At 64.4% G+C, this 22,034-nt stretch carries 24 protein-coding genes; 17 read left to right on the top strand and 7 right to left on the bottom strand.

Annotated elements, in window-relative coordinates; genetic code table 11:
- Positions 1–48: 48 nt before the first annotated feature.
- The 6 genes from L284_RS37415 (at position 49) to L284_RS37390 (ending at position 7,990) form a co-directional block, all read left to right on the top strand.
- A complete protein-coding gene (locus L284_RS37415) occupies positions 49–789 on the top strand; it encodes a DUF4197 domain-containing protein (protein ID WP_031342410.1) in 741 nt (246 codons plus the stop codon).
- A gap of 128 nt (positions 790–917) precedes the next feature.
- Positions 918–1,568 carry a fructose-6-phosphate aldolase gene (gene fsa, locus L284_RS37410; RefSeq protein WP_021234486.1) on the top strand — a complete coding sequence of 217 codons (651 nt, stop codon included), beginning with the start codon at positions 918–920 and terminating at the stop codon, positions 1,566–1,568.
- A 208-nt stretch (positions 1,569–1,776) separates the two neighbouring features.
- The gene (cobT, locus tag L284_RS37405) at positions 1,777–3,591 is read left to right on the top strand and encodes a cobaltochelatase subunit CobT (protein ID WP_021234485.1); all 1,815 of its coding nucleotides are present in this window, start codon (positions 1,777–1,779) and stop codon (positions 3,589–3,591) included.
- 95 nt (positions 3,592–3,686) lie between these two features.
- Positions 3,687–5,150 (top strand): cysteine--tRNA ligase, encoded by a 1,464-nt coding sequence (gene cysS / locus L284_RS37400; protein ID WP_031342408.1) that lies wholly within the window; start codon positions 3,687–3,689, stop codon positions 5,148–5,150.
- 120 nt (positions 5,151–5,270) lie between these two features.
- A complete protein-coding gene (locus L284_RS37395) occupies positions 5,271–6,209 on the top strand; it encodes a D-2-hydroxyacid dehydrogenase (RefSeq protein ID WP_021234483.1) in 939 nt (312 codons plus the stop codon).
- A gap of 95 nt (positions 6,210–6,304) precedes the next feature.
- On the top strand, positions 6,305–7,990 hold the full coding sequence (locus L284_RS37390) for an acetolactate synthase large subunit (RefSeq protein ID WP_021234482.1): 1,686 nt from the start codon (positions 6,305–6,307) through the stop codon (positions 7,988–7,990).
- A 64-nt stretch (positions 7,991–8,054) separates the two neighbouring features.
- Here the strand turns inward: L284_RS37390 and L284_RS37385 are convergent, their stop codons facing one another.
- Both L284_RS37385 and L284_RS37380 read right to left on the bottom strand, forming a co-directional pair.
- Positions 8,055–8,450, bottom strand: coding sequence for a hypothetical protein (locus L284_RS37385; protein WP_235054391.1), 396 nt, complete (start codon positions 8,448–8,450; stop codon positions 8,055–8,057).
- On the bottom strand, positions 8,440–8,628 hold the full coding sequence (locus L284_RS37380; RefSeq protein ID WP_021234480.1) for a hypothetical protein: 189 nt from the start codon (positions 8,626–8,628) through the stop codon (positions 8,440–8,442). Before L284_RS37380 ends, L284_RS37385 begins: the two co-directional genes overlap by 11 nt.
- A gap of 96 nt (positions 8,629–8,724) precedes the next feature.
- On the opposite strand from L284_RS37380, the gene L284_RS0124355 reads away from it, so the two are divergent.
- Both L284_RS0124355 and L284_RS37375 read left to right on the top strand, forming a co-directional pair.
- Positions 8,725–9,375, top strand: coding sequence for a LexA family transcriptional regulator (locus tag L284_RS0124355; RefSeq protein WP_031342402.1), 651 nt, complete (start codon positions 8,725–8,727; stop codon positions 9,373–9,375).
- Between the two features lie 41 nt (positions 9,376–9,416).
- Positions 9,417–10,112 carry an MBL fold metallo-hydrolase gene (locus L284_RS37375; protein WP_021234478.1) on the top strand — a complete coding sequence of 232 codons (696 nt, stop codon included), beginning with the start codon at positions 9,417–9,419 and terminating at the stop codon, positions 10,110–10,112.
- 75 nt (positions 10,113–10,187) lie between these two features.
- On the opposite strand, the gene L284_RS37370 is transcribed toward L284_RS37375, so the two are convergent.
- Positions 10,188–10,580: an MAPEG family protein gene (locus L284_RS37370; RefSeq protein WP_021234477.1), complete on the bottom strand. Its 393-nt coding sequence runs from the start codon at positions 10,578–10,580 to the stop codon at positions 10,188–10,190.
- 161 nt (positions 10,581–10,741) lie between these two features.
- On the opposite strand from L284_RS37370, the gene rpmF reads away from it, so the two are divergent.
- The 5 genes from rpmF to L284_RS37355 all read left to right on the top strand — a co-directional run bounded on the left by rpmF (position 10,742) and on the right by L284_RS37355 (position 13,860).
- Entirely contained in the window at positions 10,742–10,921 is a 180-nt protein-coding gene (gene rpmF, locus L284_RS0124350) for a 50S ribosomal protein L32 (protein WP_031342399.1), read from the top strand.
- A gap of 27 nt (positions 10,922–10,948) precedes the next feature.
- Complete coding sequence (gene plsX / locus L284_RS37365; RefSeq protein WP_021234475.1) at positions 10,949–12,010, top strand: phosphate acyltransferase PlsX; 1,062 nt, start codon at positions 10,949–10,951, stop codon at positions 12,008–12,010.
- Positions 12,010–12,978 carry a beta-ketoacyl-ACP synthase III gene (locus L284_RS37360; RefSeq protein ID WP_021234474.1) on the top strand — a complete coding sequence of 323 codons (969 nt, stop codon included), beginning with the start codon at positions 12,010–12,012 and terminating at the stop codon, positions 12,976–12,978. Before plsX ends, L284_RS37360 begins: the two co-directional genes overlap by 1 nt.
- A 112-nt stretch (positions 12,979–13,090) precedes the next feature.
- Positions 13,091–13,384 (top strand): integration host factor subunit alpha, encoded by a 294-nt coding sequence (locus tag L284_RS0124345; protein ID WP_031342398.1) that lies wholly within the window; start codon positions 13,091–13,093, stop codon positions 13,382–13,384.
- A gap of 41 nt (positions 13,385–13,425) precedes the next feature.
- A complete protein-coding gene (locus tag L284_RS37355; protein WP_021234472.1) occupies positions 13,426–13,860 on the top strand; it encodes a MerR family transcriptional regulator in 435 nt (144 codons plus the stop codon).
- Between the two features lie 30 nt (positions 13,861–13,890).
- Here L284_RS37355 and L284_RS37350 read toward each other — a convergent pair whose 3' ends face one another.
- Both L284_RS37350 and L284_RS37345 read right to left on the bottom strand, forming a co-directional pair.
- A complete protein-coding gene (locus L284_RS37350) occupies positions 13,891–14,436 on the bottom strand; it encodes a SixA phosphatase family protein (RefSeq protein WP_021234471.1) in 546 nt (181 codons plus the stop codon).
- A 69-nt stretch (positions 14,437–14,505) separates the two neighbouring features.
- Positions 14,506–17,250 (bottom strand): ATP-dependent DNA helicase, encoded by a 2,745-nt coding sequence (locus tag L284_RS37345; protein ID WP_040713459.1) that lies wholly within the window; start codon positions 17,248–17,250, stop codon positions 14,506–14,508.
- Positions 17,251–17,506: 256 nt separating this feature from the next.
- Between L284_RS37345 and L284_RS37340 the strand changes: the two genes are divergently transcribed.
- The 4 genes from L284_RS37340 to L284_RS37325 all read left to right on the top strand — a co-directional run bounded on the left by L284_RS37340 (position 17,507) and on the right by L284_RS37325 (position 20,695).
- Positions 17,507–18,148: a PadR family transcriptional regulator gene (locus L284_RS37340; RefSeq protein ID WP_021234469.1), complete on the top strand. Its 642-nt coding sequence runs from the start codon at positions 17,507–17,509 to the stop codon at positions 18,146–18,148.
- Complete coding sequence (locus tag L284_RS37335) at positions 18,145–18,438, top strand: DUF2218 domain-containing protein (RefSeq protein ID WP_021234468.1); 294 nt, start codon at positions 18,145–18,147, stop codon at positions 18,436–18,438. Before L284_RS37340 ends, L284_RS37335 begins: the two co-directional genes overlap by 4 nt.
- 75 nt (positions 18,439–18,513) lie before the next feature.
- Complete coding sequence (locus L284_RS37330) at positions 18,514–20,133, top strand: lysine--tRNA ligase (protein ID WP_021234467.1); 1,620 nt, start codon at positions 18,514–18,516, stop codon at positions 20,131–20,133.
- A 16-nt stretch (positions 20,134–20,149) separates the two neighbouring features.
- Positions 20,150–20,695, top strand: coding sequence for a DUF1003 domain-containing protein (locus L284_RS37325; protein WP_021234466.1), 546 nt, complete (start codon positions 20,150–20,152; stop codon positions 20,693–20,695).
- Between the two features lie 7 nt (positions 20,696–20,702).
- On the opposite strand, the gene L284_RS37320 is transcribed toward L284_RS37325, so the two are convergent.
- Complete coding sequence (locus L284_RS37320) at positions 20,703–21,335, bottom strand: 2OG-Fe(II) oxygenase (RefSeq protein ID WP_235054390.1); 633 nt, start codon at positions 21,333–21,335, stop codon at positions 20,703–20,705.
- A gap of 153 nt (positions 21,336–21,488) precedes the next feature.
- On the bottom strand, positions 21,489–22,034 hold a 546-nt coding region (locus L284_RS37315; protein WP_021234464.1), incomplete at its 5' end, for an RcnB family protein.

Below are 22,034 nucleotides of genomic sequence, written 5' to 3'. Positions count from 1 at the left end.
GTGGGTTGCATATAGGCACTGCTGCCTGGGGGCGTGAAGGAGTTGATGATGGTGAACTGGGGAACAGGGGATAATTCGGCGGAACCTGCCGGGGAAGCGGGCTCGGACTGGAGCCGGCGGGGCGTCCTCATGGGGCTTCTTGCCACCGGCGTGCTGATGCTGCCCGGTTGTTCGACTCTCGCCGGTTCGGGGGCGGGCGGGCCCGGTTCCGCCAACGCCGATCCGGTGCGCCGGCTCATGCGCACCTCGTCCGAGCGCGCTTTCGCCTGGCTCGGTCAGCCTGAAGGCTTCTGGACCAGCCCCGTCGCACGTATCCCGATGCCGGTGCTGTTCGGGCGTCCGGGGCGCACCACTACCGGCGTGCTCAAGTCCAAGGCATTCCGCGACAAGCTTCAGTACCAGCTCAATCTCTTCGCCACGCCCGGTGCGCGGGTAGCGGGGCCGCTGGTGCTCAAGACGGCGCAGAGTGTGCCCATCTCGAACCCTGCGGAAGTGCTCGTAGGCGGCAACACGGCAGCGACCACGCTCCTTCGCCGCGCCATGGGGCCGGCCCTCGTCAACGCCATGATCCCTGAGATCGAGCGCGCCATCAAAGAAGCGCAGGACACCACCCTCAACCGGGCGATCGCCGCGCTCAAGGGCGTCACCGTCCAGGATACCGCTCACGCCCTCGCGCTCGATGCCGACAACGGCATCTGGTACGAGATCGGCGCGGCCGAAGCGGCGATCCGGCAGGATCCCGCGGAAACCGGCGACGCAGTGCTGATCGGAGCATTCAAGAAGAGCTGACGCGGCGGGCCGAGGGAAGGCTAGCGGGGACGGGCGCGCGTCCCTATAGGAAGCGCCAGAATCGGCGGGCGCCTGGGTGCCTGCCCCCGTGTGCCCGCGCACAGCCTCGCATCCACAGGAACCGCGCCATGAAGTTCTTCGTCGACACCGCCGACACCAACGACATCGCCGATCTCGCCGCTACCGGCCTGCTCGACGGCGTTACCACCAATCCCTCGCTGATCGCCAAGTCCGGCCGCGACTTCCTGGAAGTCACCAGGGAAATCTGCGGCCTGGTCGATGGCCCGGTCAGCGCAGAGGTCGTCGCCCTCGACCACGAAGGCATGATGCGCGAGGCCGAAATCCTGCGCAAGATCGCCGACAACGTCTGCATCAAGGTGCCGCTCACCATCGACGGCCTGAAGACCTGCAAGAAGCTGACTTCGGACGGCACGCTCGTCAACGTCACGCTCTGCTTCTCAGCGAATCAGGCGCTGCTCGCCGCCAAGGCCGGTGCGTCGTTCGTGTCGCCCTTCGTCGGCCGTCATGACGACAACGGCTTCGACGGCATGGACCTGATTCGCGACATCCGCCTGATCTACGACAACTACGCCTTCGAGACCGAGATCCTGGCCGCCTCGATCCGTCACCCCGTCCATGTTCTCGAATGCGCCCGCATCGGCGCCGACGTCGCGACGATGCCGCCTGCGGTCATCCGCAATCTGGTGAAGCACGTGCTCACGGACAAGGGCATCGAAGGCTTTATGGCCGACTGGGCCAAGACCGGCCAGTCGCTCTGACCTGAGGCATAGAACGTCGTCCCGGGCTTGATCCGGGACCGCTGCAAAATCTTGAGGCGATAGCTCTCTTGTGAGCGCCCAGCCTTGAAGTGGGCAGGTCATGGCCAGCGATCCCGGATCAAGCCCGGGACGACGTGCCTTCTGCTTCGTCCGGCGGCTTGCGCTTCGCGGCTTGCACCGGGCGGACTAAGCCGCCATTGAGCGTGGCATGTCCGAAGAAACTCCCGTCGATCGCTTCAAGCTGGCCCTGACCGGCGCCTCTCGCGCCATTGCGCAGGATGCCGAGATCGAGGTGAACTGGACCGCTGACGCTCCCAGTTCCACCGGGCAGACGTTCCGCGTTCCGATGCCCGGCCGCTCGATCCCGCAAGCGGCAGCCATGCAGGCGCGCGGCTATGCGGACAGCTTCGCACTGCGCCTGCGACACCACAATGACAAGCTGCATATGCGCAACGCCCCGGCCGATCCTTCGGCGCGGGCCTGCTACGATGCGGTGGAGACGGTGCGCTACGAAGCGCTGGGGTCCAATCACTACCAGGGCATGCGCGCCAACCTCGACGCTTCGCTGGAAGCGCGTGTGGCCAGCGATCCGATCACCCGTGCCGACAGTCCGGACGGCGTGCCGATCCCGACCGCGCTGGCGCTGCTGCTGCGTGAGCGGCTCACCGGACAGCCCGTGCCCGAAACCGCGCAGTTCGGCGTCGACATGGTGCGCCGCTGGATCGAATCGAAAGCCGGCGACGATTTCGAGGCGCTGGCCGACTCCATCGAGGACCAGAAGGCTTTCCAGAAGCTCTCGCTCGACATGCTCATGCACCTGGAGATGACTCAGGCCGAACGGATCGAACAGCCGCCCGAAGAGTCCGAGAACATGGACGGCGACGACGAGACCGAAGAGGACGAAACCGGCGAAGAGAGCGGGCAGGAGCCCGAGTCCACGGAAATGGCGGCAGAGCCCGCCAGCGGTCAGGACGAAGGCGAGAGCGAGGCCGAGGGCGAGAACTCGGACGAGATGGAAGACGGCGAAGAGGGCCAGGAAGGCGAGGAGGGCATGATGCCCGTCCGCCCGAACCGCCCCTGGACCGACATTCCCGACAGCTTCGACTACAAGGTCTTCACGGAGGCCTACGATGAGACCGTGGTCGCTTCGGAGCTTTGCGACGACGAGGAGCTGACCCGGCTGCGCGCTTACCTCGATGCCCAGCTCAAGGGTCTTCAAGGCGTGGTGACGCGGCTTGCCAACCGGCTCCAGCGCCGCCTGATGGCGCAGCAGAACCGTTCGTGGGACTTCGACCAGGAAGAGGGCCTGCTCGATGCCGCACGGCTCGCCCGCGTGGTCGTGTCGCCCGGCCAGTCGCTGTCCTACAAGGTCGAGCGGGACGTCGAGTTCAAGGACACAGTCGTCACCCTGCTGCTCGACAATTCCGGATCCATGCGCGGCCGCCCGATCTCGATCGCTGCGATCAGCGCCGACGTGCTGGCCCGCACCCTGGAGCGTTGCGGCGTCAAGGTCGAGATCCTGGGCTTCACCACGCGCGCCTGGAAAGGCGGGCAGAGCCGCGAGTCCTGGCTGGCTGGCGGTCGTCCGCAACATCCCGGCCGTCTCAATGACTTACGACACATTATTTACAAGAAGGCTGATGAGCCTTGGCGCCGCGCGCGCAAGAATCTGGGCCTGATGATGCGCGAAGGATTGCTCAAGGAGAACATCGACGGCGAGGCCCTGCTCTGGGCGCACAACCGCATGCTGGCGCGGCCCGAGGATCGCCGGATCATGATGGTGATCTCCGACGGCGCGCCGGTGGACGATTCGACGCTGTCGGTGAACTCGGCGGGTTACCTTGAAGCGCATCTGCGACGGGTGATCGAGTGGATCGAAGCCAAGAGCCCGGTTCAGCTTGTCGCCATCGGCATCGGCCACGACGTGACCCGCTACTATCGCCGCGCCGTGACGATTATGGACGCCGAGCAGCTTGGCGGCACGATGATCGAGCAGCTGGCCGGGTTGTTCGAGGAAGAGTGAGTTCCTGCTTCCCGTGGTCCGGGATCAAGTCCTGGACGGCGATATGGGACGACGAGGATTGACCTCGGCTCGGCCGGCCGCTTATGCCGCCCGGCATGACCGAGACCCAAAGCCTGACGCTGTTCAACAGCCTGACCCGCCAGCTGGAACCGTTCCAGCCCGTCCATCCCGGCGAGGCGCGCGTCTATAGCTGCGGGCCGACAGTCTACAACTACCCCCACATCGGCAACATGCGCGCCTATGTCTTTGCGGATATTCTCGGCCGGACGCTGAGCCACAAGGGCTACAAGCTCACCCATGTCATCAACATTACCGACGTGGGCCATCTGACCGACGATGCCGATGCGGGCGAGGACAAGATGGAGAAGATGGCGCGGGCGCAGTCGCAGTCCATTTGGGATATCGCCGCGCATTACACACAGGCTTATTGGGCCGACATCCAGGCGCTGAACATTCGCCAGCCGGCGAAGTGGTCCATCGCGACGGACTATGTGCCGCAGATGATAGAATTTGCCGAGAAGATCGCTCCAAAGCACTGTTACGAATTGGAAAGTGGTCTCTATTTCGATGTGTCTACCGTCGCGGACTACGGCCGCCTCGCGCGGGCCGTAACGGACGAAGGCGAGGGGCGGATCGAAGCCGTGGAAGGCAAGCGCAACGCGGCCGACTTCGCGATCTGGCGCAAGACGCCCGAGGGCGAGAAGCGTCAGATGGAATGGGACTCGCCGTGGGGCCGGGGTGCTCCGGGCTGGCACCTCGAATGTTCGGTCATGTCAGGTGATCTTCTAGGCTTCCCCTTCGACATTCACACCGGCGGCATCGATCACCGAGAGATCCACCACCCTAACGAGATCGCTCAGAACCAGGCGTTCTGCTGCGGCCCTGAAGACTCCTGCGGCCTCGACGTGGCGTCAAATTCCGGCGCGAAGATATGGATGCACAACAATTTTCTTGTCGAGCGCTCGGGCAAGATGAGCAAGTCGTCGGGCGAGTTCCTGAGGCTGCAGCTGCTGATCGACAAAGGCTATCATCCGCTCGGCTACCGCATGATGTGCCTTCAGGCACATTACCGGTCCGAACTGGAATTCTCCTGGGAAGGTCTCGCCGCCGCCCTCGTCCGTCTCAAGCGCATGATCATCGTTATCGAACGGCTTGGCGACGTGGCGGCGGGCGATGCCCGGCATCCCAAACTCGTGCCCATGCTAGACGCGTTCGAGAAGGCGATCGGGGAAGATCTCAATACTGCCGTGGCCTTGACTGCGCTGGAAGAGGTGCTCGCCGCCAAGAAGGTCGATCCTTCCGCGAAACGCGCCGCGATCGAGGCGATGGACGCTGTGCTCGGCCTCGACCTCTTTGGAACCGGCCGCGCCGACCTGCGTCTGCGTCCGCGGTCGGCGGAAATATCCGAGTCCGAAATCGACGACGTTCTGGCTCGCCGCAAGGTCGCCCGTGCGGAGAAGGACTTCGCCACGTCCGACGCGCTGCGCGACGAGCTGGCCGCCAAGGGCGTGGAGGCGATGGACGGCGATCCGCTGGGCTGGGAATGGAAGCTCGGCTGAACGCTTGAGCGCGGCGGGATGGCACTTGCAGTAACCGCAGCGCGCCAGTCCTTGCCAATTCGTGTGGCCGTCTCGATCACAGGCTAAAGTCCTGGAACGGGACGGCTATCGGAGTTCGCCATGACTGTCGCCGTGATCAACGCCAAGTCGCGTGACCTGCTGGAAGGACGCTTGCCTGAAGGTGTCGAACCGCTCTGGTATGAGAACGACGAACATCTCCTCAAACTGGCGCCCCAGGCCGAGATCGCGTGGCTGGACCCGGTGACGCCGGTCCTGGCGGCGCAATTCATCGCGGCGGCAGGTAAGCTGGTCTGGTATACGGCGCTTTCCTCGGGTGTGGACTGGCTCCCTCTGCAGCTGATCGCGGAGCGGGATGTTCAACTGACCAATGGCTCGGGCATTCACGCGCAATCGGTGGCCGAATATGCCGTCATGGGGATGCTGACGGTGGCGAAAGGCTGGCGTCAGGTCGTGCGGGCGCAGGACCGGCACGCCTGGCTTGCGCAGCCTCCCGGCAAGCGCGAACTGCTGGGTTCGAAAGTGCTGGTGGTCGGTGCCGGGGAGATCGGCGGACGGATCGCGGAGATCCTGCGCGTATTCGGGGCGGACGTAACCGGCGTGCGGCGCCGTCCGGGACCAGACGACCTGGGATCGGAGGAGTGGCGCGGCGAACTCGGCCGTTTCGACTGGGTGATCGCGATCGTGCCTTCCACCCCCGAGACGCAGCGGATGTTCGGCGAAGCGGAGTTCGCGGCAATGAAGCCCGGCGCGGTATTCCTCAACTTCGCGCGGGGCAGCGTAATCCAGCAGGATGCCTTGCTGGCCGCAATCGATTCGGGGCATCTCGGCGGCGCCTTCCTCGACGTGACGGAACCCGAGCCGCTTCCTGCCGAACATCCGCTGTGGTCGCGCGAAAATATCCATGTGTCGATGCACCTCGCCGGCCGCGCGCAGGACACCCTGTTCGAGCGCGGATCGGCACGGTTTCTCGCCAATCTGAAGCATTTCATGAGCGGAGAACCGCTGGAGCACCGCGTCGATCTCTCGCAGGGCTACTAGGCAGCCGCTGATTTGATCAGGTGCGCCCGCTTGAATTCTCCGCCACCTTGCCGGCACACAGAGGCGAAATGGGCCGAGGTTGAGGGAAAGTGCACATGGCAGAGAGCGACAAGCGCAAGGCATCGGATCTATTCATCGAATGCCTGGAAGCGGAAGGGGTAGAATATATCTTCGGCGTTCCGGGGGAAGAGAACCTCGATTTCCTCGATTCGCTTTCCCGTTCCAGGCAGATCAAGCTGATCCTGACGCGCCATGAGCAGGGCGCCGGCTTCATGGCGGCCACTTACGGGCGTCACACCGGGAAGACGGGGGTTTGCCTCTCCACTCTGGGGCCAGGCGCCACGAACTTCGTGACGGCGGCTGCCTATGCGACGCTTGGCGGCATGCCGATGCTGATGATCACCGGGCAGAAGCCGATCAAGAAATCGAAGCAGGGTCGCTTCCAGATTCTCGACGTCGTCTCGATGATGCAGCCGATCACCAAATACGCGCACCAGATGGCAAGCTCGGACAATATACCGAGCCGCGTGCGCGAGGCCTTTCGTATCGCCGAGGAGGAAAAGCCCGGTGCTGCTCACGTAGAACTGCCTGAGGACATCGCGGACGAATACACCGATTCGCGCCCGGTGCCGCGCTCGACCGTGCGCCGGCCCACGGCTGACGTGAAATCGATCGCCCAGGCCGTCGCGGCGCTGGAGCAGGCGCGGCGGCCGGTCCTCGTGATAGGCGCTGGCGCCAATCGCAAGATGACCAGCAAGATGCTGGGGGAATTCGTTGAAAAGACGGGAATTCCCTTCCTGACGACTCAGCTTGGAAAGGGGGTGATCGACGAGCGTCATCCCCGCTTTTTGGGCTGTGCGGCGCTCTCTTCCGGCGATTTCGTCCACCGCGCGATCGAGGATGCCGATTGCATCGTCAACATCGGTCACGACGTCATCGAGAAGCCGCCGTTCTTCATGCACAACGATGGCACCCGGGACGCGGATGCGAACCGGCGCGTGGTGATTCACGTCTCTACCAAGACCGCGGAGGTCGACCCGGTCTACTTCCCGCATATCGAAGTTATCGGCGATATCGCCAATGCCATGTGGCAGATCAAGGAGGCGATCGCGCCCTCGGCCAAGTGGAACTTCGACGCCATGCTCGGTTACCGCCAGGCGGAGCTGGATCACACCGAGAAGCTGGCCGCAGACGAGCGGTTTCCGATCTTCCCGCCGCATCTGGTGCAGCAGGTGCGCGATGCTCTGCCCAGCGATGCGATCGTCTGCCTCGACAACGGCGTCTACAAGCTGTGGTTTGCACGGGGATACTGTGCACATAGGCCCAACACGGTGCTGCTCGACAATGCTCTCGCCTCGATGGGAGCGGGCCTGCCCTCGGCCATGGCGAGCGCGATGGTCTATCCCGATCGCAAGATCTTCGCCGTCTGCGGCGATGGCGGCTTCATGATGAACAGCCAGGAGATGGAGACGGCCGTGCGTCTGGGGCTGAATCTCACCGTGCTGATCCTCAATGACAATGCCTACGGCATGATCCGATGGAAGCAGGCCAACATGGGCTTCGCGGACTTCGGGCTGACGTACGGCAACCCCGACTTCGTCAAATATGCCGAAAGCTACGGCGCGAATGGCTACCGGGTGGAGAGCGCCGCGCATCTGGAAAAGCTGCTCGCCCACTGCCGCGACACCCCCGGCGTGCATGTGATCGACTGCCCGGTGGATTATTCCGAGAACGACCGCATCCTCAATATGGAGATCAAGGAACTTTCGCGGGCACTTTGACGGCCTGAAAAAAGGCAGGGCTTTCACCCTGCCTTTTGTCTTTCATGGCCGGAGGCGCCGCTGGTCAGCACTCTTCTAGGAGGAGCAGCTCGATTTCCAGCGTGAGAGAGGGGAGCGGGCCTGCCCGGTGATCGGCTGCGGATATGGCCGCGTCCGCCACGAGCTGGCCGGGGATGGCGAACTCGTGTTCGGGCAGGGCCTCGATCAGGCGTTCGCCGTCGGCGATGGCTTGGCGGTCGTTGAAGGCGAGCGCCACGGTATGGCGGGATCCGCAAAACATGGCACTGCTCCAGGGGCGCTCCGCATGGCGCAGGAATTCGACTCGTGATCCGGCTAGCTTCAGAAGCTCGGCCAGCAGGGGCAACCAGGGGCCGCGTGAGAAAGCGCGTGGCGCGGACGCGCCCACGGCTTCCCGAGCCGACTGAAGCATCGAGCGGTCATGGGCAGGATTAACGTGCATGTGGGCTCTCCAGATAAGTCGTCATGAACATCCGAATGCGAGCGGCCGTGCCGTCCCTGGGCCGGCGCCCGTTGCGCAGATCGGCCACGAACCGGGGATCGTGCGCGGCCAGGCGCCCGAACTTGGTCCAGGATATGCGCGTCAGGCGCAGGAAGCGCTCGATCTGGCTCAGAAGCATGGGCGGGGCTCCGGGGAATGACTCGCATTAAGTGTTCCTATTATGTTCTCGAAGTAGGGGCTTGTCTAGGAAATTTCCTACGCGTAGGATTACATTATGGAAAACGCCCAAGTCCGCCATCGCTTGTTGGAATTGGCCGAAGAGCGCGGTGCCAGCCTCTCGTCACTATCTCGAATGATTGGGAAGAATCCGTCATATCTCCAACAATTCATTCGGAAAGGTAGCCCTCGCAAGCTTGAGGAAACTGATCGAGGCAGGCTCGCGCGGTTCTTCGGTGTGAGCGAATCAGAATTTGGCGCTGTGAAGGAAAATTCCTACGCTGCGGATAGAAATTCCTACGATGCCGACTGGGTCGATGTTCCCCGTCTTGCGATCGGCGCCTCTGCAGGGCCAGGGGCCTTGCCCGATGGCGAGGACGTATTCGGAACAATTCGCTTTTCACCGCGCTGGCTACGTTCGATGGGGCTGCGGCCGGAAATGCTTTCCGCGATCGTTGTCAGCGGAGATTCGATGGAGCCGGTCTTGCGCGACGGTGACGAGATTCTCGTCGACCGAGACTGGCGGCCGCTGCGAGACGGGATCCACGTCGTCCGTCTGGACAATACGGTGCTGGTCAAGCGGCTGGAGGCTGGCCGCGCCGGCCGCATTGCGCTTCTGAGCGACAACCCCGTCTACCGGCCCATCGAATGCGGCTTGGACGAGATCGAGGTGATCGGCCGAGTCGTCTGGAAAGGGGGGCGCATCTGATCCGGTTGCATTTGCGCAGGCTTGCAGCCATTTCCTCTGCCATGAGCGAGACCCACGAAGAGCAGCCCCCGATACAACCGATGCGCGTCGGGATCATTCCCGTCACGCCGCTCCAGCAGAATTGCTCACTGATATGGTGCACCAAGACCATGCGCGGCGCTTTCGTCGATCCAGGCGGGGACCTTGCGAAGCTGCGGCAGGCGCTGGAGAAGACCGGTGTGACGCTGGAGAAGATCCTCATCACCCACGGGCATCTCGATCATTGCGGCATGGCGGGCATTTTCGCGAAGGAGATGGGCGTGCCGATCGAGGGTCCTCAGGAAGAGGACCGGTTCTGGATCGCCCAGCTCAACGACGATGGTCCGCGCTGGAACATGGAAGCCCAGACCTTCGAACCGAACCGCTGGCTGGAAGACGGTGACAAGGTCACGGTGGGGGAACTGGAGCTCGACGTCGTGCACTGCCCTGGGCACACCCCAGGGCACGTTGTGTTTCATCATGCCCCCAGCAAGTTCGCGATGGTGGGCGATGTGCTGTTCCAGGGCGGCATCGGCCGCTGGGATTTCCCGCGGGGCGATCTGAAGGATCTCGTCGATTCGATCACCCGGAAGCTCTGGCCGCTGGGAGACGATGTGACGTTCGTTCCGGGGCACGGCCCGATCAGCACCTTCGGAGATGAGCGGCGCAGCAATCCTTATGTCGGTGATGCTGCGCTGAAACGCGGGCTGCCGGTCTAAGCGCCGGTCTAAGCGCCCGTCTCGGCATGGCTGAGGCCGCAGACGGGAAGGGCGGTGCGGCCCCTCCCTCCCGCGTCAGAACCGGCCGACCGCGATCAGGATGGCGATGGCCGACAATCCGATCAGGGTGAGGACGGTCACCAGCACGCCCAGCATGCGCAGCGGGTTTGGCTTGTCGATATCCATGCCGAGCGCGTGAGAGACGCGGCCCAGCATGAAGAGCGCGCCCACCACCGCGAGCCAGGTGCCGCCCGTGCCGGTCATTTCGATGGCCGCCGTGAGGATCAGCACGAAAGGCGTGCTCTCCACAAAGTTCAGCTGCGCGCGCATGCGCCGGGCAAGGGGATCGTATCCGCCATCCCCGAACAGCACTTTTTCGCGCATGCGCAATTGGCCGATCCGCGCTATATGCCAGAAGGTGATGACGCCGGCTGCCGCCGCAAGGCATAAAGTTGTCTGAAGAATCATGGATCGATTTCCCCCGGAGTGAATTTCGCTGTCATGCGGCGCGGAGGAACGGGTTGCAACTCGTACGAAATCGGTTATAGGCGCGCCTTCGCAAGCCGCCGGTCCGCGAAAACGGTTTCCGGCGGCCTTTTTGACATTCAATTCCAGGAACAGGTGCCGAAATGGCTGTCCCTAAAAGAAAGACCACCCCCTCCCGCCGTGGCATGCGTCGTAGCCACGACGCGCTGAAGGTCGAGGCTTTCCACGAATGCCCCAACTGTGGCGAGCTGAAGCGCCCCCACAACCTCTGCAACGCTTGCGGCCACTACAACGGTCGTGAGATCGTCGCGGTCGAAGTCTAAGACCAAGACGATTTTCGGAGGTTGCCCATGAGTCTGCCGCGTATCGCTGTCGATGCGATGGGCGGCGACGAGGGCGTGCGCGTCATGATTGAAGGCGCTGCTCTCGCGCGCCGTCGACATGACCGTTTCAAGTTCCTGCTGGTCGGTGACGAGCCGCGGATCAAGGCCGCGCTCGAAAACCATCCGAACCTCAGGGCAAGTTCCGAGATCCTTCATACCGAAGGCGTCATCAGCGGCGAGGAAAAGCCCAGCCAGGCCTTGCGCCGGGCCAAGGGCACCTCGATGGGACGCGCTATCGAGGCGGTGAAGGCGGGTGACGCCGGAGCCGCCGTCAGTGCCGGTAACACCGGCGCGCTGATGGCGATTTCCAAGCTCGCGCTGCGCACGATGCCCGGCATCGATCGTCCCGCGCTGGCCGCTCTGCTGCCGACGCTGGAAGATCATGACCTGGTCATGCTCGACCTTGGCGCCAATGCCGAATGCGATGCGCGCAATCTCGTGCAGTTCGCGATCATGGGTGCTGCCTATGCCCGCGTCGCCACCGGGCGCGAGCAGCCGCGCGTGCGTCTGCTCAATATAGGCACGGAGGAAACCAAGGGCACCGAGGATCTGCGCGATGCAGCCGCGATGCTCAAGGCTTCGGCGGCCGACCTGTCGATCTCCTTCGACGGGTTCACGGAGGCCGACAAGCTCGGAAGCGGCGATATGGACGTCGTCGTCACCGACGGTTTTTCCGGAAACGTGGCGCTCAAGGCCGTCGAAGGCACGGCACGCTTCGTGGCCGACCTGCTGCGCCGCGGCTTCACCAGTTCGCTGCGTTCGAAGATCGGGTTCCTGATCTCGAAGCCTGCGACCGAGCTGCTCAAGCACCATCTCGATCCCAACAATCATAACGGCGCGGTTTTCCTGGGCCTCAACGGTATCGTGGTGAAAAGCCATGGCGGTGCGAATGCCGCCGGCGTCGCCAATGCCGTGGCCGTGACGGCGCGTCTCCTGGAAGAAAACGTGACCGAGCGGATTTCCGCGGACCTCGCCCGCCTGGGCGGAGCATCCTTGCGCAAGCCTCGTGTCCAAGAAGAGAGCGCCTGATGATTCGTTCGGTTCTCGTCGGCACTGGCTCGGCGCTTCCGCGCCGTGCGGTCAGCAATGCCGAACTTGCGGAGCGGGTCGATACCAGCGACGAATGGATCGTCGAGCGCACCGGCATTTCCAATCGCCATATCGCCGACGCGGACGAGACCACGTCCAGCCTGGCGACCGAGGCCGCCCGCAAGGCCCTGGACGCCGCTGGCTTCGATGCCTCGTCGATCGATCTGATCGTGCTGGCCACGGCCACGCCCGACCAGACCTTCCCGGCGACCGCCACGATCGTTCAGAACAACCTGGGCTGCCGAGGCTGCATCGCCTTCGACGTGGCTGCAGTCTGCTCCGGCTTCCTCTATGCCATCGGCGTCGCCGATTCGATGCTGCGCTCCGGCATGGCCAAGCGCGCGGTGGTGATCGGTTCGGAAACCTTCAGCCGCATCCTCGACTGGGAAGATCGCACCACTTGCGTTCTTTTTGGCGATGGCGCCGGAGCCGTCGTTCTCGAGGCGCAGGAGCAGGACGATGACAGTCCGCGCGGCATCCTCGCCACGCGGCTTCACGCCGACGGCGCGCACAACGAACTGCTCTACGTTGATGGCGGTCCTTCGACTACGGGAACCGTCGGCAAGCTGCGCATGAAGGGCCGCGAGGTCTTCCGTCATGCCGTCGTGAACCTGGCCGAGGTTCTGAGGGAAGTCCTTGAAGAGACGGGACATGTTCCTGCCGACATCGACTGGCTCGTGCCTCATCAGGCCAATGCCCGCATCCTCGATGCGACAGCGCGCAAGCTCGATCTGCCGGTCGAAAAAGTCGTCATGACCGTAGGCCAGCACGCCAATACGTCCGCAGCTTCGGTGCCTCTGGCATTGGATCAGGCCGTGCGTGACGGGCGGATCACAAAGGGCGATCTGGTCGTGCTGGAGGCCATGGGCGGCGGCTTCACCTGGGGCGCAAGCGTCGTTCGCATGTGATTCCTGTTCCAATGCGGAACATCGGATGAACCGATGCCGGGGAGCATTGCTTTTCCCGCATTTTTTCCTAATATTGTCCGGGGGGTTGTCGCACGGAGGGGATGCGGGACTTATGCGCTCCACGGACACATTGACGCGGGCTGAAATCGCGGAAGCCATCCACAGGAAGCTTGGACTCTCAAGGTCCGAGTCGCTTGCGATGGTCGAGACTATACTTCAGCATATGTCTGATGCCCTGTCTCAGGGTGAGAATGTCAAGATTTCGGGTTTCGGTACTTTTCTGCTTCGCGACAAGGGCGAGCGGATCGGGCGCAATCCGAAAACCGGCGTTGAGGTGCCGATTACGCCTCGCCGGGTCATGACCTTCCGGGCCAGTCAGATGCTGAAGGACCGCATTACCGACTGATCCGGAAACGGTATCACGTTCGGAATACGGAGATTTGTGCCATGACAGCCAGCGAAGCGAACCGCACGGAAGCGGTCGTCCCGAAGGACGGGGCTGCCGCCAAGGCGATCTTCAACGATGGCAAGGCGCACGATGCACTGCGCACGATCGGCGAAGTCACGAAGGCGCTGGGGATTCGCCAGCACGTCCTGCGTTACTGGGAGGAGCAGTTTCCCGCTCTTCAGCCGATCAAGCGCAGTGGCAATCGCCGCTACTATCGCCCCGAAGACGTTGCGCTGATTGCCGACATCGACCGGCTGGTAAATCGTGAAGGCTATACCTTGCGCGGGGCCGGCATGGCGCTCGGCCAGAAAGCGGTCGGTGAAGCGGCCATGCCGCTTGAGCGAAGTGAAGATGCGGCGCCGGCTGCGGATGCGGTCTTCGCGGACCTGCGCCGGATACGAAACCGCCTGGCTCTGGCCCTTGCGGCGGACTGATCGTCTGCTCGGGCCTTGCCGCTCGAAAGCTCAATCGAGCGGGTGGGGGCCAAGTTCGGGATCGAGATCGCGTGGGCGCGTCAGGTGCACGAGGCGGCCGGAGCCTTCGCTCAGGGCATCCCAGGAGTCGATGTCCAGTTCGACAACGGCATAGGCGGCGGTGGGAAATTTTTCCTCGACCAGGTCGCGCATCGGGCTGCGGCCATCGTCGGGCACGAGGTCGAATATCAGGTCTTCAAGGCCGGGATTGTGCCCTACCAGCATGATGGATCCCGGGTCGCCTGTCTGCTCGCGCAGCAGGTCCAGCAGAGTGGCGGAACTGGCCAGGTAAATACGGCGATCCCAGGTGATCGGTGGCATCTCCCCCGCCGACTCGCCGGCAAGTTCGATCGTCTGGGTCACGCGCACGGCCGGAGAGGCGAGCACGCGCTTCCAGCCGACGGCCTGATCGCGGATGTGAAGCCCCATGAGCGCCGCGCCCTTGCGTCCGCGTTTGTTGAGCGGACGGTCGAAGTCCCGCAAGCGCGCATCGTGCCAGTCCGATTTGGCGTGTCTGAATATTCCGAGGGTTTTCATCGAGGATTCCGGTGATGCGACGTCAAATGAACTTAGCGTCTTCACCGAGCGTGAAAACGCGGGGATCGGTCAAACGGGCGGGCGGCCGAAGGATTCGCCTGCAGGGTAGGGGGCGCTCTCCCGCCGTCTGCTTTCTTCTGAACCATTCCAGGCCACGCGTTGCAAGGCTTCCTCCAGGGAAATGCGCAGGACCGGGGTTCCCGGCGGAAATGCGCTGAGCAGGCGCGACGGGAATGCGGAAGAGAGCACCACGAAATGGCCGCGGTCGCCCCGGCTGCGGATGAGACGGCCGAACGCCTGCGCGAGCTTGGCGCGGATCAGGCTGTCGTCATAGGCCGACCCGCCGCCTGCAAGTCGCCGCGCGCGGTGCAGGATGGTCGGGCGCGGCCAAGGCACTTGCTCCATGATGACGAGGCGAAGCGATTCGCCGGGAACGTCGACCCCGTCGCGTAGCGCGTCGGTGCCGAGCAGCGATGCGGCCGGATCGTCGCGGAAGATGTCCACCAGCGTGCCGGTGTCCATCGGATCGACATGCTGCGCGTAGAGCGGCAGGCCGGCGCGGGCGAGCCGGTCGGCGATGCGGCCATAGACCGCACGGAGGCGGCGAATCGCGGTGAACAGCCCCAGCACGCCGCCCCCCGCCGATTCGATCAGCCGAGCATAAGCGCCTGCCAAGGCCGGTATGTCGCCGCGCGGGATGTCGTTGACGATCAGGACTTCGGCCTGGGCGGCATAGTCGAAGGGGCTGAGGTGCTCGGAAAGACGCGGCGCGACATCGATATGCCCGGTGCCGGAGCGTGCGATCGCCTTGTCCCAATTCTCCCCGTCGCGCAGCGTGGCCGAGGTCATGACGACGCCGTGGGCCGGTTCGAGCACCACGCTGGCGAAGGGCTTCATCGGGTCCAGCCAATGGCGATGAACGCCGACATCGTATTCGCGTGCTTCTGACCGGTCCAGTGCGAGCCAATCGACGAACTCGGGGTCGGCAGGGCCATTCAGCCGACCCAGCATCGATTCCCAGGCCAGGAGCAGATCGATGCGCCAGCCGAGCGACTGGCGCGCGCCCTCGATCCGCGCGCGTCCCTGGCCGTCGAGCCAGTCGGGCGCATCTTCCAGCAGCGCTTCCAGACGCAGGCCGAGGCGAACGAGTGGCTGGCGCAAGTCGCCCAGTGCCTCCCGCGCCGCTTCGGTGACTTCGGCGAAGGCGCCTTCGAGTCCGGCCGCTTCGGTTTCCAGACCGTAGCCCGCCTCCTGCCCGCCGCTTTCGTCGCGGGCGTAGACCGTGGCGCGCACGGCCGCGAGAAGTTCCTCGATCGGGCCGGATGGTTCACCTTCGGTAAGGCGCTGCATCCAGCCGTCGCCGGGCAGCGCTTCGGCGGCCGCGCGCGCCGCCTCTATCGCCCTCGCTCCGGCCTCGTCGTAGCTGGCGACATCGGCGAGACGGGCGGAAAGGCCGCGCCGCCGTCCGCGAGAGGCCTTCTCGGGGCCGATCACCCAGCGGCGCAATTCGATCGCCTCGGTGCCGGTGAGGGCGGCGGCAAATGTCGAATCGGCAGCGTCGAAGACGTGGTGGCCTTCGTCGAAGACGATGCGGGTGGGGCGTCCGGCATGGTCGCGGCCGCGCGCGGCGTTGATCATGACCAGGGCGTGATTGCCGATCACCAGGTCGGCTCCGGCACTGGCCCGCGCGGAGCGTTCGATGAAGCATTTGCGGTAGTGCGGGCAGCCCGCGTAAACGCATTCGCCGCGCCGGTCGGTAAGAGCGGTGATGCCCCGCTGCCGGAACAGAGTGCCCAGCCAACCCGGCAAGTCCCCGCCGATCATGTCGCCGTCCTGCGTGTAGGCGGCCCAGCGCGCGACCAGATGGGCCAGGATCGCCGCACGCCCTGCGAAGCCGCCTTGCAGCGCGTCTTCCAGGTTGAGCAGGCAGAGGTAGTTCTCGCGTCCCTTGCGCACGACCACCGGCTGGGTGCCGTCCGCGCGGCGATCGGGCCAGGCGCGCCGGCTCTCCTTGCGCAGCTGGCGCTGCAGGGCCTTGGTATAGGTCGATACCCAGGTCGTGCCGCCCGAAAGGCTGCTCCAGAGCGAGGCGGGAGCGAGATAGCCCAGCGTCTTGCCGATGCCCGTCCCGGCCTGGGCCAGGAGAACGTGCGGACGACCGGAGGACTGGCGCGGCGCGAAAGCGGCGGCGGCCTCGGCTGCATAGGCCTGCTGGGTGGGGCGTTGTTCGGCCTCGCTTCCGGTAAGCTGCGCGAGGCGCTGGAGCACTTCGTCGCGTTCCAGCGTGACTTGCCGGGGCTGCGGCAGTTCGGGGCTTTCCTCCCACTCCGGGAGCCGTGTGAACAGCCAGCGTTCAGCCCGTTCGGGGCGGGCGACGCGGGGGTTCAGCAGCGAGGCCCAGGGCCAGCGCATGCGGGTGAGCGATTGCAGGGCCGTCCACGCGCCCTCGCGTTCGCTCCAATCCGGGCTATCGCAGACATCGAGCAGGGCCCCGGCCGCTTCCTGCAGCAGGCGTGGGACGTCGGCATCGTCTACCGGCGCATCCAGCCCGAGTGCATTGGCCAGGCCCTTCGGCGTCGGCACCACGAACCTGGCCGGGTGCATGAAAGCGTAGAGTTCGAGCAGATCGAGCCCCGACAGATCGGGGTAGCCGAGCCGGGTGGCGACCAGCGGTGCATTGAGGATCAGCAGCGGCGTATCCGCCGCCGACATGACCGCTTCGCCTTTAGACACCGGGCGCGTCGTTCCCGCACCGTCGCGTAGCCAGGATCCGCCATGGCTGGCGTGAAGAGCGGGTAAGGGCAAGGCGGCCATGGCGCTCGTCTTAGGCAAGCCGCGGACAAAAGGGAAACCTTGGAGCCCATCGGATCGTCGAAAACCCGATCTTCAATCAGAAAATACATCAAGATACATTTTCATCTCTTGCGAAGTTGGTCTCAAGATATATCTTGTAGCCATGAAGCATACGAAGAGAGATCACATGAGAAACTTGTACACACATCGAGAACAAGGAACCGAAGGGGATGGTCACCGGTGCGCCCATCGCGATCACCACCACGAGGAACGCGGCATGCGCGGGCGGGGCGGCTTCGGCATGGGCCGTAGCAGGTTCGAAAGAGGCGACGGCTTCGAAGGCTTCGGCGAAGGTGTTCCCGGCGGCCGAGGGCGCGGGCGCGGCGGCCGCGGCGAGGGTTTCGGGGGAGGACCTGGCGGCGGTTTCGGCGGTAGGCCCGGCGGCGGTCGGCGCAAGCGGCTGTTCGATCAGGCGGAACTTCAGGTTCTGCTGCTCGCCCTGATCGCCGAGGCGCCGCGTCACGGCTACGATCTGATCCGCGAAATCGAGGCCTTGTCTGGCGGGGACTACGCCCCCAGTCCCGGCGTCGTCTATCCTGCTCTGACCTACATGGAAGAATCCGGCCTGATCGCACCGGCAGCCGAAGGCGGCTCGCGCAAGTCCTATGAGGTCACCGAACAGGGCCGCGCCCAGGCCGAGGGCGATGCGGAAAAGGCGGCCGCTTTGAAGGCGCGGCTGACGGCGCTTGCCGAAGTTCGGGAGAAGGTCGATCCTGCTCCGGTACGCCGGGCCATGCATGCACTGAAGATCGCCATGTTCGATCGTCTCAGCAAGGATGGCGCCGATCGGGAAGTGATCCTCCAGATCGCCGACGCGCTCGACGAGGCGACCCGCAAGATCGAAAGGATTGAAGCATGAACGTGATCGCCACGCACGTCGCCACGGACAATGGCGGCAAATATGTCCGCCAGCTTTGCAAGCACTGGAGTCACAAGCTCCAGACGCAAGTGGAGGGCGATATCGGCACGGTGACGTTCCCCACCGCCGTCGCCACCATGGCAGCCGATGGGGAGGGCATCGCCATCTCCATCACCGGTGCAGACCGTGCGGACCTGGAGCGCTTGGCGCAGGTCGTCGCCACACATATAGACCGCTTCGCCTTCAGAGAGGCGCCGCTGGCTTACGACTGGCAATGGCAGGAGCAGTGAAACCGGCGTCGTCCTGGATCGCGCCCGGGCCGACGGTCTCTTGCCTTCTGCGCGCTTTTCGCCAAAGAGCGCTGCATGACTGAACAAGCCCTGATCGAAGCCGCACGTGTGTCCAAGGCCTGGCCCTTCCAGGAGGCCCAGAAGCTCCTCAAGCGCTATCCGCAGGGCAAACCGAACGGTGCCCCGGTGCTGTTCGAAACCGGCTACGGTCCCTCCGGCCTGCCGCATATCGGCACTTTCCAGGAAGTGCTGCGCACCACTCTGGTCCGCCGCGCCTATGAAGCGCTGACGGGCGGTGCGCCGACGCGTCTCGTGGCGTTCTCGGATGACATGGACGGGCTGCGCAAGGTGCCCGACAATATCCCGAATTCGGAAGTGCTCGCCGCCAACCTCGGCAAGCCGCTCAGCCGCATTCCCGACCCGTTCGGGACCCACGAGAGCTTCGCGCATCACAACAACGCGATGTTGCGCGACTTTCTTGACCGCTTCGGGTTCGATTACGAGTTCGTCTCCGCAAGCGACCGTTACAACTCCGGCGAATTCGACGCGGCGCTGACGCGGGTGCTGGAATGCAACCAGGGCATTCTCGACATCATGCTGCCCACGCTGCGCGAGGAGCGCCGCAAGACCTACTCGCCGGTCCTGCCGGTCTCGCCCACGAGCGGCGTCGTGCTTCAGGTTCCGGTCGAAGTGCTCGACGCCGCCACCGGCATGATCCGCTTCACCGACGAGGACGGCACCGTGGTCGAGCAGTCCGTGTTCGGCGGCAAGGCCAAGCTCCAGTGGAAGGTCGATTGGGCCATGCGCTGGTACGCGCTCGGCGTCGACTATGAGATGTGCGGCAAGGACCTGACCGACTCCGTCACCCAATCGGGCAAGATCGTGCAGGTGCTCGGCGGGCGTAAACCGGAAGGCCTGATCTACGAACTGTTCCTTGACGAGAACGGAGAGAAGATCTCGAAGTCCAAGGGCAACGGCCTGACCATCGAGCAGTGGCTGACTTATGGCACAGAGGAATCGCTGGGCTTCTACCTCTTCCGCGAACCCAAGAGCGCCAAGCAGCTTCACGCCGGCGTCATCCCGAAGGCGATCGACGAGTACTGGCAGTTCCGCGGCAACCTTGCCGATCAGGCGGTCGACAAGCAGCTCGGCAATCCGGTCTGGCACCTGCTGCGCGCCAATGGATCGGACGATGCCGCCACCCCTCGGGGCGCCGGCGATACCGTCCCGGTGACGTTCTCGCTCCTGCTCAACCTCGTGGGCGTGCTTGGCGCAGATGCCACGGCGGAGCAGGTCTGGTCATACCTCGGCAACTATGTCGCCGATGCCGATCCCGAAGCGCACCCGGAACTGGGTGACATGGTGCGCGCCGCGCTTGCCACCAACCGCGACTTCATCGCGCCGACTCTCCAGCGCCGGGCGCCCAGCGCGAACGAAGCGGAAGCGCTCAAGGTCCTCGATGCGGAACTGGAAAAGGCCGGGGCCGATGCGACGGCGGAGACGCTGCAGAACGTGGTTTACGAAATCGGCAAGAATGAGGCGTTCCAATTCGAGACCCTGCGGGACTGGTTCAAGGCTCTCTACGAGACGCTGCTGGGCTCGCCTCAGGGGCCGCGCATGGGCAGCTTCATCGCTCTTTACGGCGTTCCGGAAACCCGCAAACTGATCGCGGAGGCTCTGGCCGCCGCAAGCTGAGCGCCGCGAGGTTGGAATGCACAGGAATCCCCACACGCCCGAGGAACTTGCCGAAGAGCTGCTCGGGCGCCGGTTCGAGGATCTCGACGGGGAAGACCGGGAGGTGCTCCAGCGTATCGCGAGTGGCACCGTCGTCGGCCCGAATGCGGACGAACTGGCCGCACTTCACGCGACCCGCGCGGACCGCCTGGCCGATCGGGTCGCTGCGGTCGGCGGAAGCTGGGGTTTCATCGTCGCTTTCGCCCTGGTGTTGTTCGGCTGGATGCTGCTGAACAGCGCGATCCTGAACAGCCCGGTGTTCGCGCCACTTGGGTTGAAGCCCTTCGACGGCTATCCCTATATCTTCCTCAACCTGATGCTCTCGATGCTCGCGGCGATCCAGGCGCCGGTCATCATGATGAGCCAGAACCGCCAGGCCGATAAGGATCGCATCACCGCGCGGCACGATTACGAGGTGAACTTGCGCACCCAGCTCGAGATCATCCGCCTCCATCGCCGGTTCGATCACCTGATGGAATATCTGGAAGCGCGGCGTTCGGCCGAAGATGGCGAGGAATGCTGACGTTCCGCTAATTCCAGGGACGGGCGCGGAACCACTTCGTCACTACATACTTGACCCCCCGCAGCACCGGGCGGGCGGCATGCATCGTCAGCGGGTTCGGGGAGCCGTCCGGCAGGGCATTGTTCCAGATCAGCAGCGACCCGGCGCTGGGCGCCACTTTCAGGCCGAGATGGACGAAATCGGTGGAGCCGCCTTCGTCGACGGCATTGAGATAGACCATAGCGGTCCAGCTGCGTTGCCCGCCGTTGCGGCTCTCACGGAGCCAGTAGGGCGCCTCGGTGTCGAACCAGTCCCAATGCTCATGATAGTATTCGCCCCGGTTGTAGCGCTGGCCCTGCAGGGATTCGCCGTGGCCCGGAGCGATGCCGGTGAGCGCGGCCAGCCGTTCATCGAGCGCCCGGACGACGGTGTCGCGCGGATCGACGTCACCCGAGAAGCTGGTGCGGTAGCCGTCCCAATCCTTTTCGTCGACGAGGCGAGAAGGGCTCGCAACGCCGTCGATCAGGCCGATGATGTGATGACAATGTGTATGGCTGAGAAAGCCGGGCGCGCTGTAGATTTCCGCGCCTTCCACCGCGTAACGGGTGAGGGCGGGAGCGGCTGCCAATCGCTCGCGGACGGAACTGCCCGTTCTGGCCAAGGCGTCGCAATCGGGATGGGCTGGTCTTGGCATCGCGGTGGAGACTAGCCGGCCACGGCTCCGGATCAATCGGGGGAAGCAAGGAAACTGTGGCTCATTTCCGCCCGATGCGAAAAGCCCCCGGATCGCGGGGATCCAGGGGCTTCGCATCGTTCACCAGAAGAAGTCGTAGATCACGTCCACCACTTCGCCGGAATAAGTGTCCACCAGCAGGACGTCGTCGTAGTAGCGCACCCAGCGGTAGGCCCCGTAGACAGGGGGCAGGCGGTACTGCCAGGGATCGTTGATCCAGTAATTGCTGCCGTAGAACAGCGAGCCCAGCGAGAAGCCTATGCTCAGGCGGCGGTAGGAGTAATCGCGGTAGGGCGCGTAGTAGCCGCCGATGCGATAGATCGAGCGGTTGCGATCGCGGTAGCGCTGCCAGTCGTAGCGATTGTCGCGGCGCCAGTCGTTGCGATCCCAACGGCGGTTGTCGCTCCCCGACCAGCGGCGATCGTCGTTCCGGCGGTCCCGGCCCCAGTCGTTGCGGCCCGGGCGGTTGTTGTCGTTGTTCCAGCGGCGATCATTATCCCTGCGGTCCCGGTTCCAGCCGTTGCGGTCGGGGCGGTTGCCGTCGTTGTTGTTCCAGCGCCGGTCGTCGTCCCGGCGATCGCGGCCCCAGTTGCCGCGATCCGGGCGATTGTCGTTGTTGTTCCAGCG

This window comes from Novosphingobium lindaniclasticum LE124 (assembly GCF_000445125.1).
Lineage (GTDB): Bacteria > Pseudomonadota > Alphaproteobacteria > Sphingomonadales > Sphingomonadaceae > Novosphingobium > Novosphingobium lindaniclasticum.
Note: the sequence above shows the minus strand (reverse complement) of the source record. Positions and strands in the feature narration are given on the sequence as shown.

Excerpts from the sequence above, each read along its gene's own strand:
- L284_RS37395 (WP_021234483.1), top strand. The coding sequence starts at position 5,271 with ATGACTGTCGCCGTGATCAACGCCAAGTCGCGTGACCTGCTGGAAGGA.
- L284_RS37325 (WP_021234466.1), top strand. The coding sequence starts at position 20,150 with ATGCACAGGAATCCCCACACGCCCGAGGAACTTGCCGAAGAGCTGCTC.
- L284_RS37335 (WP_021234468.1), top strand. The coding sequence starts at position 18,145 with ATGAACGTGATCGCCACGCACGTCGCCACGGACAATGGCGGCAAATAT.
- L284_RS37415 (WP_031342410.1), top strand. The coding sequence starts at position 49 with ATGGTGAACTGGGGAACAGGGGATAATTCGGCGGAACCTGCCGGGGAA.
- L284_RS0124355 (WP_031342402.1), top strand. The coding sequence starts at position 8,725 with ATGGAAAACGCCCAAGTCCGCCATCGCTTGTTGGAATTGGCCGAAGAG.
- L284_RS37375 (WP_021234478.1), top strand. The coding sequence starts at position 9,417 with ATGAGCGAGACCCACGAAGAGCAGCCCCCGATACAACCGATGCGCGTC.
- plsX (WP_021234475.1), top strand. The coding sequence starts at position 10,949 with ATGAGTCTGCCGCGTATCGCTGTCGATGCGATGGGCGGCGACGAGGGC.
- rpmF (WP_031342399.1), top strand. The coding sequence starts at position 10,742 with ATGGCTGTCCCTAAAAGAAAGACCACCCCCTCCCGCCGTGGCATGCGT.
- L284_RS37370 (WP_021234477.1), bottom strand. The coding sequence starts at position 10,580 with ATGATTCTTCAGACAACTTTATGCCTTGCGGCGGCAGCCGGCGTCATC.
- L284_RS37385 (WP_235054391.1), bottom strand. The coding sequence starts at position 8,450 with ATGCACGTTAATCCTGCCCATGACCGCTCGATGCTTCAGTCGGCTCGG.
- cobT (WP_021234485.1), top strand. The coding sequence starts at position 1,777 with ATGTCCGAAGAAACTCCCGTCGATCGCTTCAAGCTGGCCCTGACCGGC.
- L284_RS37355 (WP_021234472.1), top strand. The coding sequence starts at position 13,426 with ATGACAGCCAGCGAAGCGAACCGCACGGAAGCGGTCGTCCCGAAGGAC.
- L284_RS37345 (WP_040713459.1), bottom strand. The coding sequence starts at position 17,250 with ATGGCCGCCTTGCCCTTACCCGCTCTTCACGCCAGCCATGGCGGATCC.
- L284_RS37340 (WP_021234469.1), top strand. The coding sequence starts at position 17,507 with ATGCGCGGGCGGGGCGGCTTCGGCATGGGCCGTAGCAGGTTCGAAAGA.
- fsa (WP_021234486.1), top strand. The coding sequence starts at position 918 with ATGAAGTTCTTCGTCGACACCGCCGACACCAACGACATCGCCGATCTC.
- L284_RS37390 (WP_021234482.1), top strand. The coding sequence starts at position 6,305 with ATGGCAGAGAGCGACAAGCGCAAGGCATCGGATCTATTCATCGAATGC.
- L284_RS37350 (WP_021234471.1), bottom strand. The coding sequence starts at position 14,436 with ATGAAAACCCTCGGAATATTCAGACACGCCAAATCGGACTGGCACGAT.
- L284_RS37330 (WP_021234467.1), top strand. The coding sequence starts at position 18,514 with ATGACTGAACAAGCCCTGATCGAAGCCGCACGTGTGTCCAAGGCCTGG.
- L284_RS37360 (WP_021234474.1), top strand. The coding sequence starts at position 12,010 with ATGATTCGTTCGGTTCTCGTCGGCACTGGCTCGGCGCTTCCGCGCCGT.
- cysS (WP_031342408.1), top strand. The coding sequence starts at position 3,687 with ATGACCGAGACCCAAAGCCTGACGCTGTTCAACAGCCTGACCCGCCAG.
- L284_RS37380 (WP_021234480.1), bottom strand. The coding sequence starts at position 8,628 with ATGCTTCTGAGCCAGATCGAGCGCTTCCTGCGCCTGACGCGCATATCC.
- L284_RS0124345 (WP_031342398.1), top strand. The coding sequence starts at position 13,091 with ATGCGCTCCACGGACACATTGACGCGGGCTGAAATCGCGGAAGCCATC.